At 59.0% G+C, this 15,458-nt stretch carries 15 protein-coding genes; 12 read left to right on the top strand and 3 right to left on the bottom strand.

Annotation, left to right across the window (positions count from 1 at the left end; translation table 11 throughout):
- Positions 1–13: 13 nt before the first annotated feature.
- The 3 genes from fliI to ACFVTJ_RS05795 are packed head-to-tail and all read right to left on the bottom strand — an operon-like array spanning position 14 to position 2,962.
- The gene (gene fliI, locus ACFVTJ_RS05785; RefSeq protein WP_386905447.1) at positions 14–1,435 is read right to left on the bottom strand and encodes a flagellar protein export ATPase FliI; all 1,422 of its coding nucleotides are present in this window, start codon (positions 1,433–1,435) and stop codon (positions 14–16) included.
- A gap of 11 nt (positions 1,436–1,446) precedes the next feature.
- On the bottom strand, positions 1,447–2,181 hold the full coding sequence (flgF, locus tag ACFVTJ_RS05790; RefSeq protein ID WP_386905449.1) for a flagellar basal-body rod protein FlgF: 735 nt from the start codon (positions 2,179–2,181) through the stop codon (positions 1,447–1,449).
- A 1-nt stretch (position 2,182) separates the two neighbouring features.
- On the bottom strand, positions 2,183–2,962 hold the full coding sequence (locus ACFVTJ_RS05795; protein ID WP_386905451.1) for a DUF1217 domain-containing protein: 780 nt from the start codon (positions 2,960–2,962) through the stop codon (positions 2,183–2,185).
- A 186-nt stretch (positions 2,963–3,148) separates the two neighbouring features.
- On the opposite strand from ACFVTJ_RS05795, the gene motA reads away from it, so the two are divergent.
- The 12 genes from motA to ACFVTJ_RS05855 all read left to right on the top strand — a co-directional run bounded on the left by motA (position 3,149) and on the right by ACFVTJ_RS05855 (position 15,362).
- Complete coding sequence (motA, locus tag ACFVTJ_RS05800) at positions 3,149–4,021, top strand: flagellar motor stator protein MotA (protein WP_006313025.1); 873 nt, start codon at positions 3,149–3,151, stop codon at positions 4,019–4,021.
- On the top strand, positions 4,018–4,977 hold the full coding sequence (locus tag ACFVTJ_RS05805) for a FliM/FliN family flagellar motor switch protein (protein ID WP_386905453.1): 960 nt from the start codon (positions 4,018–4,020) through the stop codon (positions 4,975–4,977). Before motA ends, ACFVTJ_RS05805 begins: the two co-directional genes overlap by 4 nt.
- A gap of 64 nt (positions 4,978–5,041) precedes the next feature.
- A complete protein-coding gene (gene fliN, locus ACFVTJ_RS05810) occupies positions 5,042–5,581 on the top strand; it encodes a flagellar motor switch protein FliN (protein ID WP_386905455.1) in 540 nt (179 codons plus the stop codon).
- A gap of 27 nt (positions 5,582–5,608) precedes the next feature.
- Positions 5,609–6,652 (top strand): flagellar motor switch protein FliG, encoded by a 1,044-nt coding sequence (fliG, locus tag ACFVTJ_RS05815; RefSeq protein ID WP_386905457.1) that lies wholly within the window; start codon positions 5,609–5,611, stop codon positions 6,650–6,652.
- A gap of 125 nt (positions 6,653–6,777) precedes the next feature.
- Positions 6,778–7,860: a flagellar biosynthesis protein FlhB gene (gene flhB / locus ACFVTJ_RS05820; RefSeq protein ID WP_386905459.1), complete on the top strand. Its 1,083-nt coding sequence runs from the start codon at positions 6,778–6,780 to the stop codon at positions 7,858–7,860.
- A 5-nt stretch (positions 7,861–7,865) separates the two neighbouring features.
- The gene (locus tag ACFVTJ_RS05825; RefSeq protein ID WP_386905461.1) at positions 7,866–8,303 is read left to right on the top strand and encodes a hypothetical protein; all 438 of its coding nucleotides are present in this window, start codon (positions 7,866–7,868) and stop codon (positions 8,301–8,303) included.
- A 308-nt stretch (positions 8,304–8,611) separates the two neighbouring features.
- Positions 8,612–9,904: a flagellin gene (locus ACFVTJ_RS05830; RefSeq protein ID WP_386905463.1), complete on the top strand. Its 1,293-nt coding sequence runs from the start codon at positions 8,612–8,614 to the stop codon at positions 9,902–9,904.
- A 336-nt stretch (positions 9,905–10,240) separates the two neighbouring features.
- Positions 10,241–10,897 (top strand): hypothetical protein, encoded by a 657-nt coding sequence (locus ACFVTJ_RS05835; protein WP_386905465.1) that lies wholly within the window; start codon positions 10,241–10,243, stop codon positions 10,895–10,897.
- A complete protein-coding gene (locus ACFVTJ_RS05840; RefSeq protein WP_386905467.1) occupies positions 10,894–12,216 on the top strand; it encodes a MotB family protein in 1,323 nt (440 codons plus the stop codon). Before ACFVTJ_RS05835 ends, ACFVTJ_RS05840 begins: the two co-directional genes overlap by 4 nt.
- Positions 12,213–13,493, top strand: coding sequence for a chemotaxis protein MotC (gene motC / locus ACFVTJ_RS05845; RefSeq protein ID WP_386905469.1), 1,281 nt, complete (start codon positions 12,213–12,215; stop codon positions 13,491–13,493). The genes ACFVTJ_RS05840 and motC overlap by 4 nt, the downstream gene beginning before the upstream one ends.
- Positions 13,490–14,848, top strand: a complete 1,359-nt coding sequence (locus ACFVTJ_RS05850) for a flagellar hook-length control protein FliK (protein ID WP_386905471.1) — start codon at positions 13,490–13,492, stop codon at positions 14,846–14,848. Before motC ends, ACFVTJ_RS05850 begins: the two co-directional genes overlap by 4 nt.
- Positions 14,796–15,362 (top strand): lytic transglycosylase domain-containing protein, encoded by a 567-nt coding sequence (locus tag ACFVTJ_RS05855; RefSeq protein WP_386906865.1) that lies wholly within the window; start codon positions 14,796–14,798, stop codon positions 15,360–15,362. Before ACFVTJ_RS05850 ends, ACFVTJ_RS05855 begins: the two co-directional genes overlap by 53 nt.
- Positions 15,363–15,458: the final 96 nt, after the last annotated feature.

Raw genomic sequence — 15,458 nt, forward strand, 5'->3', positions numbered from 1 at the left:
TTTCTTCACGGGGTCAGCCTCTCATTCTCGGGGTTACCTGCGGCTGACCGTTCTGCGCGCCGCCACGCAGGGCGGTGGCGAGGTCAGCATAGGCATCCTGTGCCGCCGGTTCGTCCGGCAGCTGTTTTAGTGTTTCATAGATGATCGGAACTTGCTTCACTGCCATGTCGAGATCGGGATCGGTGCCGGGCCTATAACCGCCGATGAGGCGAAGATCGCGCGTTTCCTCGAAGCGATGCACCAGCGCCTTGAGGCGCGACACCAGCTTCTCCTGATCCGGCGTCCAGGCCTTCTTGGCAAGACGCGAGATCGAGGCAAGCGGATTGATCGGCGGATATCGCCCCTCTTCGGCGAGACTGCGGTCCAGCACGATATGGCCGTCGAGAATACCGCGGGTCGAATCGGCAATCGGATCGTTGTGATTGTCGCCATCCACAAGGATGGAGACGATGGCGGTGATGGTGCCGGTTCCTTCGGCGCCCGGACCCGCCCGTTCCAGCAGCCGCGGCAGTTCGGTAAAGACCGAGGCGGGGTAACCGCGTGCGACCGGCGGTTCGCCGGAAGCCACCGCCACCTCGCGGATCGCATGGGCGAATCGCGTCACGCTGTCGATGATGAGAAGGACATTATCGCCCTGATCGCGAAAATGCTCGGCGATGGTAACGGCGGAAAGCGGTGCCATCTTGCGCAGCATCGGGCTTTCATCGCTCGTCGCGACAACGGCAATGGACTTGCTCATATTCTCGCCCATCGTGTCTTCGATGAACTCTCGCACTTCGCGTCCGCGTTCGCCGACAAGTGCGATCACCACCTTGTCGAAGGCGTCGGCCTTGGCGAGCATCGATAGCAGCGTGGATTTGCCGACGCCTGAACCGGCGAAAATACCGAGACGCTGCCCGAGACAAAGCGGGGAGAATATATCGATGGCCCGGACACCCGTCTTGAAGGGTGTCTCCACCCTTTTACGGGTCATTGAGGGTGGCGCATTGTTGGAAATCGAACGGCGTTCCAGGCCGGGAGCCAGCGGTCCCTGGCCGTCGATCGGTTCTCCAAGCGCATTTATGGTGCGCCCGCACCAGCTATCGTCGGGCGAGACGCGGAAGGCACCCTTGCGGATCACGACGTCATGAATGCCGATCGGCTCGCCGGGCTCGATGGGGCAGACATAGCAGATGTCCGGCTCCACGCGCACGACTTCGCCGAGATGAATGCCGGTGGCGCTGCGATGGGCAACGAATTCGCCGAGCCTGACGTGACGCGACAGGCCTGATACTGTGTAGTGCCCTGCGGCGATGGTGCGGACATGGCCGCCATGAGCCACCGAAAACTCCGGATCGGCATAGTGCCCGGCAAGGCTGGCGAGCTGGGCGAGCTTCGGCGAAATGGCCCAGCCAGAGGGCTTGGATTCCGAAAGCATGGATTCCGGCATTGTCATCCGTCAGTTCCTCAACGCGCGCCGCCGAGCGTCTTGATGCCCTCGCCGAAGGTCGATTCGGTGTCGCGCATCAACGAGGAAATGCTCTCAAAGGCGCGGTTGACCTGGATGAGCTGCGTCATCTGGGAAATGCCGTTGACGTTCGACTGCTCGAGATAACCCTGAACGACGCCGACCTCGTGATTGTTGACGACTGGAACCGGTTGGGCCACGGGCTTCACACCGCTATTGGGGTGGCGCAGGAACCCTTGCGAAAAATCGGCCTGAAAGATGCCTAGCGAGGCGACGATGTTTTCGTTCTGTCGGATCGCTCCATCAAGACCGACGGTGATCGGGCCGCCATTCGGATTGAGCCGGATCGGGCCGCCGCCGGCATCGAGGACAGGGTAACCGCTGGACGAGATCAGTGCGCCATCCGGGCGCATGGTGAAACGGCCGTCGCGCGTCAAAATCTGACCATCAGGTGTATCCAGCGAGAACCAGGCATCGCCCTTGATGGCGAAATCGAAGGAGTTCCCAGTCTGCTCGAAGGCACCCTGGCGGGTGGAGAGATAGTCGTTGCCCTGTGATACGAAAGCGACCTTGGCGTTCATGTCATTGTGGTTCTTGGCAACCATCGCGTCGAATTTTACCTCGGAACCGCGGAAACCGACCGTGTTCACATTCGCCATATTGTCGGAAATGGTGGTGAGACGGCGCTCCAGCGCGATCTGCGAGGACAGGGCGACGTATAGTCCGGATTGCATATCATTTGCCTCCGAGTTTCAGGGAGTTGATGGAAATCAGCAGGTCGGGGGAAATGCCGTAGCCGCTGGAGGAGCCGAAAACGGCAAGAGGATCGTAGGTCGTGGAAGGGTTTTGCATTTCCCACATGATGGTGAAACGCTCGAGCAGCTTTCCCACCTTTTCGGGATCCTGCAGATCCTTGATATTGATGCTCTTTTCGATAAGTGCGGCCTGTTTGTCGACATCGGCCGCGGAAAATGAGTCGGGAAGATTGAACGTTGTGCGGAACACCTGCGCCAGCGCGTCGTCGGCCAGAAAATCGAGGCCGGATTTGATTGTCGGCGCCTTGCGCTCGAAATAAAGGGCGAGCCGGACGCCATTATTGTCGTCGCCCGCTTCCTGCTCCAGCGTCTGGCGTGCATATTTGCTGATGACGCCGGTCTTGGCCGCCTCGGTCGCGGTTGCCGCAGCTCCAAGGCTCGCGAAATCCAGCGACTTTGCAAGGTCGGCATAACGGCTGTCGGAGAGCTTGTTGGCGAAGGCGTTCTTGTCGCTCGCCCCTTCCGTCAGCACTTTGCGGATGAAGGCTTTTGCATAGGCCATGTCTTCCAGGCCGTGGGCTTTCAGCGCGTAATTGTAAAGGCGTGTATCGGCCATGAAATCGTCGATGGATTTCACGCTTCCGATCTTTTCGCGGTAATATTCGGTCTCGCGCGTCACGTCAGGCTGCTTCGACACCCGCTCGAGCGACTTGCCGATATCCTGACTGATCAGTCTGTAGCTGGTGTAGGTGGAAGTCACTGAACCGCCGCTCTCGTTTGATCCCGATTTCAGGGCGCACGTCCGCCCTTGTCGGCATAATGTCGCGGCTTGCTTGTGCGAAACTGGCTGAGGCGAGGGTGGCGCAGGAGGCATTGCGGACAGGTTCACGCAAGCCACATTTTCTAGAGATGGCGTCATGGAACACTGTTCGGGCGTGGTCGATCAATGAATATTGTAATTGGACTTATAATCACCTTCGGCTGCATCATCGGCGGCTATATGGCGATGGGCGGTCATCTCAACGTGCTGGTTCAGCCGTTCGAATTGATGATCATCGGTGGCGCCGGTCTCGGCGGCTTCATCATGGCGAACCCGATGAAGGTCGTGAAGGACTCGGGCAAGGCGCTGGGCGAGGCCTTCAAGCATTCGGTTCCGAAGGAGCGCAACTATCTCGACGTGCTCGGCGTGCTTTATTCGCTGATGCGTGATCTGCGCACGAAATCGCGCAACGAGATCGAAGCCCATATCGACAATCCCGAGGAATCCTCGATCTTCCAGAGCGCACCCTCTGTCCTGAAGAACAAGGAACTGACCTCGTTCATCTGTGATTATGTCCGCCTGATCATCATCGGCAATGCCCGCAGCCACGAAATCGAGGCGCTGATGGATGAGGAAATCGAGACGATCCTCCATGACAAGCTGAAGCCTTACCATGCGATCACCACCATGGGCGATTCCTTCCCCGCCATCGGTATCGTCGCGGCGGTTCTCGGCGTCATCAAGGCCATGGGCAAGATCAACGAATCGCCTGAGGTGCTGGGCGGCCTGATCGGCGCCGCACTCGTCGGCACCATGCTCGGCATCATCCTGTCCTATTCGATCTGCAATCCGCTCGCATCGCAGGTCAAGATCGTCCGCACCAAGCAGCATCGCCTCTACATCATCGTCAAGCAGACGCTGATCGCCTACATGAACGGCTCGGTGCCGCAGGTCGCGCTTGAATATGGCCGCAAGACCATCTCCAACTATGAGCGGCCGTCGATTGACGCCGTCGAACAGGAGATGATGAATCCCGGCGGCGAAAACAAGGCGGCATGACCATGGCAAAAGCTGCAGCGCAAAGAGCCCCTGCCATCGACACGGCACTGCTGGCAAAACTCACAGGCGGCCTTTCCGATCGCAAGACGATCGCCAAGATCGGCTCCGATATCGGCCATCTCTACAGCGAATTCCTGCCCGATATCTTTCACAGCGAGACCGGAATCGCGATCGCCGTTGAATATATCGGTTCCGAATCGGGGCTGATGACCGACCTCATCGCCAATGCCGGACAGAATGTTTCGGTAGCCGATTGTTCGCTGCGCAACTGGTGCCCCAACTTCATGATGACGGTCGGCAACGGCTTCGTCATCGCGCTGATGGAGCGCATGCTCGGTGCGGCACCGGATGCGATCGGCGAACCCGATGAGCGCAGCCTCTCTCATATCGAGCTCGATCTGGCGGCCATGGTTCTCGGCCGCATCGCCGGCGTGCTGCGCTCCGGCGTCAATGCGCCGGGCGGTTTTGAAGCGACCATTGAGCCGCCCTTCAATTCCAATGGAAAGAGCGCCTTCGACGAGATGATTGCCGGCCTCTACGGCGTGACCATCCGCATGAAGATCGATATCGGCAAGGTATCCTCGGAGTTTTCTCTCATCGTGCCGCAGCGGCCGCTGCTCAAGACCTCCATCGTCGCCCCCAAGGCTTCAGCCCAGGCGCTGAAGAAGCAGGAAGAGTGGATGGAGATGATCTCGGAGCAGGTGAAGCGGTCGCAGGTCACGCTCGAGGCGCGCATCAAGCTTGAAACACTGACGCTCAGGACGATTTCCAAGCTGGTGGCCGGTGATGTCATCCCGTTCCAGGCTCTGAAGCAGGACGATATCGGCGTCGAGGTCAGCGCCAACGGTTCAAAGCTCTATAATTGCGAATTCGGCAAGTCCGGCGACCGCTACATGGTTCGGGTGAAGAACAATGTCAGCACGGACGACGAGATCTTACGACATTTGATGGGTTAAATCCTGCCTGGCCTTTTCGGGTTCTGGGCAGGCTGACGCAAGTTTCAAAGGGAATAATCAGCGCATGGCTACGAAGAAAACACCTGTGACCGATGATGCGGCGTTGCCGTCGTTTGAAGACGGCGGCGATCTCGACCAGGCTATCGGCGATCTGCGTGGCGTCCTCAAGACGGATGCGGAAGGCTCGCTCTCCGATTTTGGCGACTTCGGCGATTTCGGCAGCACGGACGAGGCTTCGACGGACACTGACCTTTCCGCCTTTGGTGGCGGAGCGGCCGATTTTGCGATGGACGATTTTGCCGCTGCCCCGCAGGTTACGGGCATGAAGGCGCCGCTTGGCAGCGGATTGTCCGAAAACATGGAAATGATCATGGACATCCCGATCGATGTCCAGATCGTGCTTGGCACCAGCAGAATGCTCGTTTCGGGGCTGATGAGCCTCGAAGAGGGCGCAACGATCGCGCTTGATCGCAAGATCGGCGAGCCGGTCGAGATCATGGTGAATGGCCGCCGTATTGCGCGCGGTGAAATAACGGTTCTGGAAGACGATGATACGCGCTTCGGCGTAAAATTGATTGAAGTACTGAGTACGAAGAAAGCCTGATCCCTGTGGGGACGGAGAGGAAAGACCATGATGGACTTCGAGGATTTCGGTAACCCCCTTGCGGGCAAGCCGTTGTCTCAGGCCGACAAGGCGGCCGCGGTGCTTCTTGCCATGGGCAAGGGCGTCGCCGGCAAGCTGCTGAAATTTTTCACGCAGCACGAATTGCAGATGATCATTTCCTCGGCCCAGACCCTGCGTGTCATTCCTCCTGACGAACTTGCCCAGATAGTCGCCGAATTCGAAGACCTGTTCACCGAGGGAACGGGCCTGATGGACAATGCCAAGGCAATCGAGAGCATTCTCGAAGAAGGCCTGACCCCTGAAGAGGTGGACAGCCTTCTCGGCCGTCGCGCGGCTTTCCAGGCCTATGAAGCGTCGATCTGGGACCGCCTGCAGGAAGCCGAGCCGGAATTCGTCGGCAAGTTCCTACTGCGCGAACATCCGCAGACCATCGCCTATATCCTCTCGATGCTGCCTTCCTCCTTCGGCGCTAAGGTTCTCCTGACCATTCCGGAAGAGCAGCGCGCCGATATCATGAACCGCACCGTCAATATGAAGGAAGTCAGCCCGACGGCTGCCCAGATCATCGAGAAACGTGTGGTCAACCTCATCAACGAAATCGAGGCCGAGCGCAATGCCGGCGGTTCCACGAAGGTTGCCGATCTGATGAACGAACTGGACAAGCCGCAGGTCGACACGTTGCTCAGCTCGCTCGAAACCCTCAGCAAGGAAGCCGCCAACAAGGTCAAGCCGAAGATCTTCCTCTTCGACGATCTCATGTTCATGCCGCAGCGCAGCCGCGTCCTGCTGCTCAACGACGTCTCGGCGGATGTTCTGACCATGGCGCTGCGTGGCGCCACGGTGGAAATCAAGGAATGTGTGCTCTCCAGCATCAGCCCGCGCCAGCGCCGCATGATCGAATCGGACCTTGCGGTGCCGCAGGCCTCGATCAACACCCGCGAAGTGGCGATCGCTCGCCGCGCGGTGGCGCAGGAGGCTATCCGGCTCGCCAATTCCGGCCAGATACAGCTGAAGGAAGCCGCCGCGGACGAACAGCCGGCCGCCGCTTAAGCGGAAGCCGGTTGATAACCCGCCGCCAAGGCGGAACCGGCCATTGCGATGGCCGGCCACGAACGCTAGTTTCGGGATGACGGCCTGCCGGGATCGGCGGGCCTTTCTTATTTCGGGAACGTGCCTTGGCAGACGATCAGGACAAGGACAGTAAAACAGAAGCCCCAACGGAGAAAAAGCTCCGTGATGCGGCGGAAAAGGGCAATCTTCCGTTTTCTCGCGAAGTGCCGATCTTTGCGTCGTCGCTTGCCTTTTACTGCTACCTGGTTTTTTTCTTGCCCGATGGTGCGGGCCGTCTCGGCGTCACCTTGAAAGATCTGTTCGGCCAGCCCGAGCAATGGAACCTCAGCACCCGGCCGGATGCCCTGTCGCTGCTCTATTTTCTCGGCACGTCCATCGCTTACCTGCTCATGCCGGCCATGATCATGTTCATTGTCTTCGGCCTTGCCTCGTCTTTTCTCCAGAACCTGCCGTCACCAGTGCTTGAGCGGGTGCGTCCGCAATGGTCACGCGTGTCACCGGCGAAGGGCTTCACGCGCATCTATAGCAAACAGGGTTTCGTGGAATTCGCCAAATCGGTGTTCAAGATCATGATCGTTTCGACCATCATGTTCTTTGCGCTTCGCGGTGACTTCTACAGCCTCATCGATCTGATGTTTTCCGACCCGCAGGTGATTTTTGTCCGGGTTGTCGAGATCGTCAAAAAAATGATGGTCGTGATCCTGCTTTCGACGGCGCTCCTTGCCGCGGTCGATGTTTTGTGGACGCGCCATCACTGGTTCAGCCAGCTGAAAATGACGAAGCATGAGGTGAAGGAAGAATACAAGCAGTCGCAGGGCGACCCGGTGGTCAAGTCCCGCCAGCGGTCGATTGCCCGCGATCGCGCCCGCCGCCGCATGATCAACAACGTGCCGCGTGCAACGCTCGTGATCGCCAACCCGACACACTTTGCGGTAGCACTACGTTACGTGCGCGAAGAGGGAGACGCCCCTGTCGTCGTTGCCAAGGGCCAGGACCTTATCGCATTGAAAATCCGCGAGATTGCGGAAGAAAACAATATCCCCGTTTTTGAGGACCCACCGCTTGCACGCTCCATGTTTGCGCAAGTCTCGGTAGATAGTGTGATTCCACCAGTCTTTTACAAGGCTGTGGCTGAGCTCGTTCATCGGGTTTACGCCATGAAGTCATCGAAAATACGGGTTCAATAAGACCAATGAAAAAATCCGCCTATTCCGAACAGCGGGAAATGATCGTCGCAGAGGCGATCAACCCGATCGCCACCGAATTACGCCTGTTAGACCCGGCCGACCTGATCTCGCTCCTGCGATTCGAGTGCTATGGCAGTATCGCCGATCTGGTTTCATCGGCGGCGGAGCTTTATTATCATCCCGGGACGATCAATTTCGGCGCCGGCGGGGAATATAAGCTCGAATGGGAAGGCGTGCCGGAGATCGTCCTCGATCTCGAGCTCAAGCCGAAGGGCGCAACAGTCTATGCGCGATTGATTCTCGCCGACAGGCATGCGGCGATCGAGATCAACCACGTCTCGTTTCAGAATCCTTCCGAAAACCCGGATGAAAATACCGAGTTTCTGCGCCGCAGCCTGGCGGCCGCCCGATTCGTGGCCACCCATCAGGGCGAAGCGGCTTAACCGGATCAGCCGCCACATATTTCCATCATGCCCGCCGCGCCCGTTGAAATCACGGGCGCTGCGGCTTTTTCCCGGCGCTTTTTGATCCGGGCTTGCCTGAAGCCTGCCGGTTTATGCGAAACCCGGCTGTGAAAGTCAGGAACGCCTTGCAAATCAGTCGCGTTGTTTGTTACCTATCGCGTTAACGATTTGTTAACGAACAGCAGGTCGCGGTGGCTGCTTCAAGCCATTGCCGATGCGCATGATGCTCCTGCTCGTTGTCGGCACCGCGCCGGATTTTCTCTGAAATTTTGAGTTGGGTGGACCCCATGACAAGCATTTTGACCAATGCGGCGGCAATGGCCGCGCTGCAAACCCTGCGTATGATCGACAAGAACCTCGAGACAACACAGGCGCGCGTCTCTTCCGGCTTTCGTGTCGAAACCGCCGCAGATAATGCGGCCTACTGGTCCATCGCAACAACGATGCGCTCCGACAACAATGCGCTTTCTGCCGTGCAGGATGCATTGGGCCTCGGTGCCGCCAAGGTGGACACCGCCTATGACGCGCTTGAAAGCACGATCGAGGTCGTCAAGCAGATCAAGGCCAAGCTTGTCGCCGCCTATGGCGTGGGTGCCGACCGCGGCAAGATCCAGGATGAAATCAAGCAGCTTCAGGAGCAGCTGAAGAGCATCTCCGAATCAGCATCCTTCTCGGGTGAGAACTGGCTGCAGGCCAGTATCAGCAACAACGGCACGCCGCCGGTTGCAGAATCGATCACAAAAAAGGTCGTCGCATCCTTCACCCGCACGGGCGCCGGCAATGTGGGCGTCACCACCGTCGATTATACGCTCGACGGTAGCACCGTGCTTTTTGACCTGAGTGGCGGAAAGCTTGGGATTCTCGATAAGGACGCTGTTTTCGTCAGCAAGACGGAGACAGAGGTCAAGCAGACCTCGACGACGGCCGGTAAAGAGTCGCAAGTGGGTTACGTCGTTGAGAAGTTGAGCGACGCACAGATCGGCGCGCTGAATGCCACAACGCCGGATACGAATACGGATCCCAATCTCTACAGCAATGGCACGGATAATTATCTTCGCCTTGCGGAAAACGTCTGGGTCAAGGCCACGACGACGAACCCGTCGAGTGGCGGCACGACTGTTTCTCCGGCCTATCGCGACACCGGCAGCAATGACTGGTTTTATGATGTCAGCGCCGGTACGGCTTCTGCCAATCGTTCTCTCGGTTTTTCCGTATCCACCCTTGATCTCGGCAATTTGGATCTCGTCGCTGCAGCCATGGGCGGTTTTGCCGGCGGCAGCACGACCTACACCGACTCTGACGCCATCGATACGATGATGTCCTTCGTGGATAAGCAACTGGAGGCGATGACCAGCACGGCGTCCAGCCTCGGTTCGCTGCAAAGCCGCATCAGCATGCAGGAGAACTTCGTTTCGAGCTTGATGGATGTGATCGACAAGGGTGTCGGCCGTCTCGTCGATGCCGACATGAATGAAGAATCGACCAGGCTGAAAGCCCTGCAGACGCAGCAGCAGCTCGGCATTCAGGCGCTCTCCATCGCCAATGCCAACGCGCAAAATATCCTCCAGCTCTTCAAGTAACGGGTTTCGACCGGCGCGGCGCGCGCGGATGAATGGCGCAGGCTGTTTGATCAGGCTCGCCTTCATCCTCGCACAAGTTTGAACACCTAACGTCGGGGCAAGATCGGGTGGATCGCATGGCGCGATCCGGTCGGGAATCATGGAAGAGACGGGCAGGGTAGCAAGGATGACGGTGGTGCCGCCAAACGGCTTAGAGCATTTCCAGAAAGAGTGGACCCCGATTTTCTGTTTGGAAATGCGGCGAGACTTTTTCGATTCGAGGAAAAGCGAAAACGCTCCGGATCGCCGGCAACGAAACATGTCTCGCCCCTTCGGTCGGTTTTGCCGGGGGCGGGCATGAGCGCGTCCATTGCACGATTTCTCAAGGATTTTGGTGAGCCTCAACCGGCGTCACCGGCCTTCGGTGAGCAGTTGGCAGATGCCGATACCGATTTCGCCTCAGGTTTTGCCGACGTCACGTCCGGTTTCGACGATCTGACACCCTTGGACGCGGAAGGCGAGAAACAGGCCGCTTACGCCCGTGGCTACGAGGATGCGGCCCGAGAGGTCACCGAAAAGATGCAGGCCGAGCGGGAAGAGCTGCTCGCCGCGCACGCGGCCGAGCTGGAGGAACTCCGTTCTGTCTATCTTGAGGAGACAGCCGGCTTTCTGTCGCGCCGTCTGCGTGAAGGTATCGATGCAATCGCCGCCAGTCTCAGCGAACAGACCGCCAATATTCTCGCGCCGCTTCTGACGGAAAAGCTGTCGCTCAAGGCGGTGTCGGCGCTAGCGGATGTGGTGCGCGCCTCCATGCCGGATGGCGAGGCGGTCACGCTTGTCGTGAAGGGTCCGAAGAACCTGTTCGACCAGTTGAAGACCCAGCCGGGCTTTGAAGAAGAGACGATGAAATTTACCGAGACCACCGATATCGATCTTTCCATCGAGCTGGGTGAAAGCGTGTTCGTGACGCGCATGTCCGCCTGGGCATCCAGTCTTCGCAAGGTGATGAAATGAGTGAAGGCGAAAATCACCACCACGGCAAGAACGAGATCATCATCGTCAAGCGCCACAAAGGCGACCACGACGGCGCCCATGGCGGTGCGTGGAAGATCGCCTATGCTGACTTCATGACGGCGATGATGGCGTTCTTCCTCGTCATGTGGCTGGTCAATGCCGCAAACGAGGAGACCAAGGCCTCGGTCGCGAGCTATTTCAACCCCATAAAACTGTCCGACGAGAAGCCCTCGTCCAAGGGGCTGGAAAAGCCTGTCGACAAGGAAGAGGGCGTCCAGAAGAAGGACAAGTCCAACGTCCAGGCGGAGAAGGTGACCAAGGGCTCTGCCGCGGCGACCGGCGAGGATCTGACGTCGCAGACCGGCGAACAGTCGAATTTCTCCGAGGCCGACTTTTTCGAAAATCCCTATTCCGTGCTGGCGGAAATCGCCCAGCAGGTCGGGCAGCAGGCCAATGTCAGCGCCAAGGGCGAAGGCGGTGCGGCCGATTCCGGCCCCGCGACCGGCGCAAGCGGCGGCGAAGCCTATCGCGATCCCTTCGATCCGGATTTCTGGACCCAGCAGGTGAAAATCACCCGCGCCGACCAGAAGCAGGTTCCAGTGGAAACCGCGCAGCCTGCCAATAGCAAACAGCAGGATGTGGCAGCCAAGGAGGCGGACAAGAGCACCGAGGCGGTTACCCTTGTGCAGGCCGGCACGCCCTCCGACAAGGCGGAAGACGGCAAGCCGACGGAAATCGCGGCAGTGGTGCCACAGCAGCGCCCGGATGCCGCCGAGCAGGCCGCGCTCACCAGGCCCAAACCGGACCAGCCAGGCCCCAACCCGGATCAGGCAAGCAAAGCCAGTGATGCCGAATGGGAAAAGGCCGATACGCTGCGTGAAGAAATCGAAAAGCAGATTGCCGGCATCACCGGCAAGCTTTCCGAGGGACTGGTGGTGACGCCGGCCGAGGGCGGACTGCTGCTGACCATTTCCGACCAGACGGAAACACCGATGTTCAATATTGGCTCGGCCGTCCCGCGACGCGAAATGGTTTTGGCCATGGAAAAGATCGGCAAGCTGCTTCAGGAGCGTGGTGGCAGCGTGGTGATCCGCGGCCATACCGACGGCCGGCAGTTCAAGGGCGAGGCCAACGACAACTGGCGCCTTTCGATGGATCGCGCGCACAGCGCCTATTACATGCTGGTGCGCGGTGGGCTTTCAGAGGAGCGGGTAAAGCAGGTATCGGGTTTCGCGGACCGCCGATTGCAGGTGCCGGCAGACCCGCTGGCGGACGCAAACCGCCGCATCGAAATTCTGCTTGAGGCTGATCGGGGGTGAGTGTGGCGAAAACCTCGAAACGCTGGCTTCTTCTTGCGGCGACGCTTTGCGGTCTCGGTTCCGAGCCGAGCGAGGCGTTTTCCCAGTCGCAGGACAATCTGATGCCCTATGCCATGCTGCGCTCCCTGCAATTCGTGCAGGATTCGGTCGCCATGGGCGACCATTCGGCATCCGAAATGCAGCGGTTCCTGCTTCAGACCATCGATGAACGGCTGAGGAGCGCGCCTTCGGCGATCTTCAAGGACCCGCGCAATGTCGATGCGGCGTTGATCTATGCGATGAGCGGCGGCAACCCGGCCACGCTGGAATTGCTGGTGGCACGCGATGTCGACGGCAATTTCGACAGCCGAGTTGCCGATATCCTGCGCAAATACTTGTCGGGCAAGGGAACGCTGGTGGCGCAGGGCATCGCTGCCATGGTGCCGGAATATCGCGGCAAGCGGATTGGTGCGTATCTCGCCCTGATCGGCGGCAATGTGACAATCCCGCGCGACCCGCTGGCGGCACTCGGCTTTTATGACATCGCCCGGCTGGAAGCGCCGGGCACGATCGTTGAAGAAGCGGCATTGCGCCGATCACTCGCCATTGCGGTGGAGGACGGCGATGCAGCGCGTGGCGTCAATTATGCCCAGCGTTATGCCCGACGATTCCTGCATTCGCCTTATGCCAGCCAGTTCGCGGATCTTCTGGTCTCGCTGGTGGTCAAACGTGCCGATTCCATTGGCGAGGAGGCGATACAGGACACCTTCGCCATGATGGATGTGGAGAGGCAGAAGGAAGCTTATCTGCGCCTTTCCCGTCTCGCGGCAATCAGCGGCAAGGATTCGCTGGCGCGCATGGCGGCCCTGAAGGCGAAGGCGCTTTCTCCGGCCTTGCCGGGCGCACCGGAAGTGCAGGCCGATCTCTATGAAAGTCTCTCCAACATCGGCACGCCCGATGTGGTGAGCGCGATCGAGACGATCGGCCAAATTCCCGAAGAACAACTGTCGGATCGGGACAAGGCACTGCGCGATGCGGCAAGGGCGATTGCCCACCAGGTGGTGCGTCCCCCTTCCGCGGATACCAGCGTCGATGCCGAGGCCGCTGCGACGAACGAACCGGGGGGCACCGCACCCGCAAAAGAGGCAGCAGTCGCTGCCGAAACAAAAAGCATATGGCGGGTTGAAACCCGGAAGGCGGACGATGCGGGCGATAACGTTCGGCAACTCGTGACGAGTGGCCGCAGCAAGCTCGATGAAATCGACAGCCTGTTGAAAAAAGGCGAGGGGGCACCATGATCGACGCAACAATCAACGCGATAGTGAACGCGCCACCTTCCGACGCCCGCGCCGGCAGCACAAATGCAAGGGACGACGCCGGGGGTGGCAGTTTCGGCGATGCGCTTTCCACGATACGGGAAGAACGCGCGCCGCAATCGCGCCATCAGCAGCGGGATGCGGGCTCGGCGAGGGACGAGCAGGCAAAACCAGATGGCGAGGCTGAAAAGATGGATGCTCCGGTCAAACGCCCCCCAACTTTTCTGAATGCGCTCGCTCATGAGCATATCGGGGAAACTCGTAGCCGTGAGACAATTGCCGAGTTTCAGAACGCTCTGAAAACGGTGCGCACGTCGGCTGACAACGGCAAGACCGGTAAGAAGCTCAAGGACGAGATGGACAAGGATCCCGAGACGGCGGCGGATGCGATCGATCCGAAGCTTGCGGAGATCAAGACGGTCATGATAGCCGCCGGCGATATTGCGACGGCCAAGACGCCGCTCGAAGAAATTGCGCAGGCGATTGCCGGTAAGACGGGTTCGGTGAAATCCGACAGGGCCGAACCCGTGCACGGCAAGGCTGAGCCTTCGCTGAAGGACATGCCGACGAAGATGGAACTTGCCGCAAACGAGGCCGACACCGGCTCGGAAAGCGGCAATGATGATGCCTCGGCCTTCCGTTTCGCGTCCTCCCGCTCGGGCACGGCCCGCGCGCTTGATATGGGTACGGTTCAGCGGGAAGGCCGCGTCGAGTTCGACGTTCGTGAAAGCAGCGGCAAGGTGGCCGATACGGTCACCGTCGTCGATTCGCGGCGGTTCATCGGCCTTGCGCCTTCGACCAATTCTTCGGCTCTGACCGGTCTCATCGTCAATGATCCGGAATGGGTGAGCGCCATGCAGCCCGGTTCGTCGCTATCCAACGCGGCGGCCCAGAGCAGCACCGGCAAGGTCGTGCATACGCTGAAGCTGCACATGACTCCGATCGAGCTCGGATCGGTGACGATGTCGCTGCGCCTTGCGGGTGATGAGCTCGCCGTTCACATGACGGTGGAGAGCGTGGCGGCCTATAAAAAGCTTCAGGATGACAGCAAAAGCATCCTTGAGGGGCTGAAGGCTCAGGGTTTGACGGTCGACAACATCACGATCAGCATCGCTTCTTCCGATAAGAGTGACCAAACGGGCACACAGGGTAACAATCAGCAAAATCAGCAGGCGCAGCAGCAGGGCCAGCAGGCCGCAGCAGGGCGCAACCGTGACGAGTCCGGCGCACGAGATGGCCGGCAGGGCAATGGTGATAATTTGGGGGTGCATAATGAAGGCATGGATGGCGCTCTCGGCTCTGGCCGTTCTTCTGCTGACAATGGCGTCTACCTCTGAAAAAGCCTCGGCTTCGGCAACATCAGGCGTCTGTGAAAGAGAGATCCAGTCGGCCGCCCGCAAATATGGCGTGCCGGAAGGAATTCTCTATTCCGTCGGCCTGACCGAGACGGGCCGCAAGGGGCGGCTTGACCCCAATGCCATGAATATTGAAGGAAAACCGGTATTTGCCGCCTCCACGGAGGAGGCGCTGATGACTTTCGAGGCGGCGAAGCGCAACGGCGCCAAGCTGATCGACCTCGGATGCATGCAGATAAATCATTATTTCCATGGGGAAAATTTCACATCCGCGCGGGAAATGTTCGATCCGCGCCGCAATGTTGAATATGCCGCCATGTTCCTTCGCAATCTCCATAACAGGCATGAAACCTGGACGATGGCGGTGGCGCGTTATCACGCTGGCCCGAATAATGACCCCGCGCAGAAGAAATATGTCTGCCGCGTTATCGCCAATCTGGTTGCCACGGGTTACGGGAAATGGACACCCAACGCGAAGAACTTCTGCGACGGATAACAACCTTGGATTGTTTTAATAGGGCTCAGGACTCGCAATTTGAAATGTGGCGAGAGAAAGCCTGAAAAAAGGCATTTCAAGCTGTTTTTTTTGATT

This window comes from Agrobacterium sp. NPDC058088 (assembly GCF_042885035.1).
Lineage (GTDB): Bacteria > Pseudomonadota > Alphaproteobacteria > Rhizobiales > Rhizobiaceae > Agrobacterium.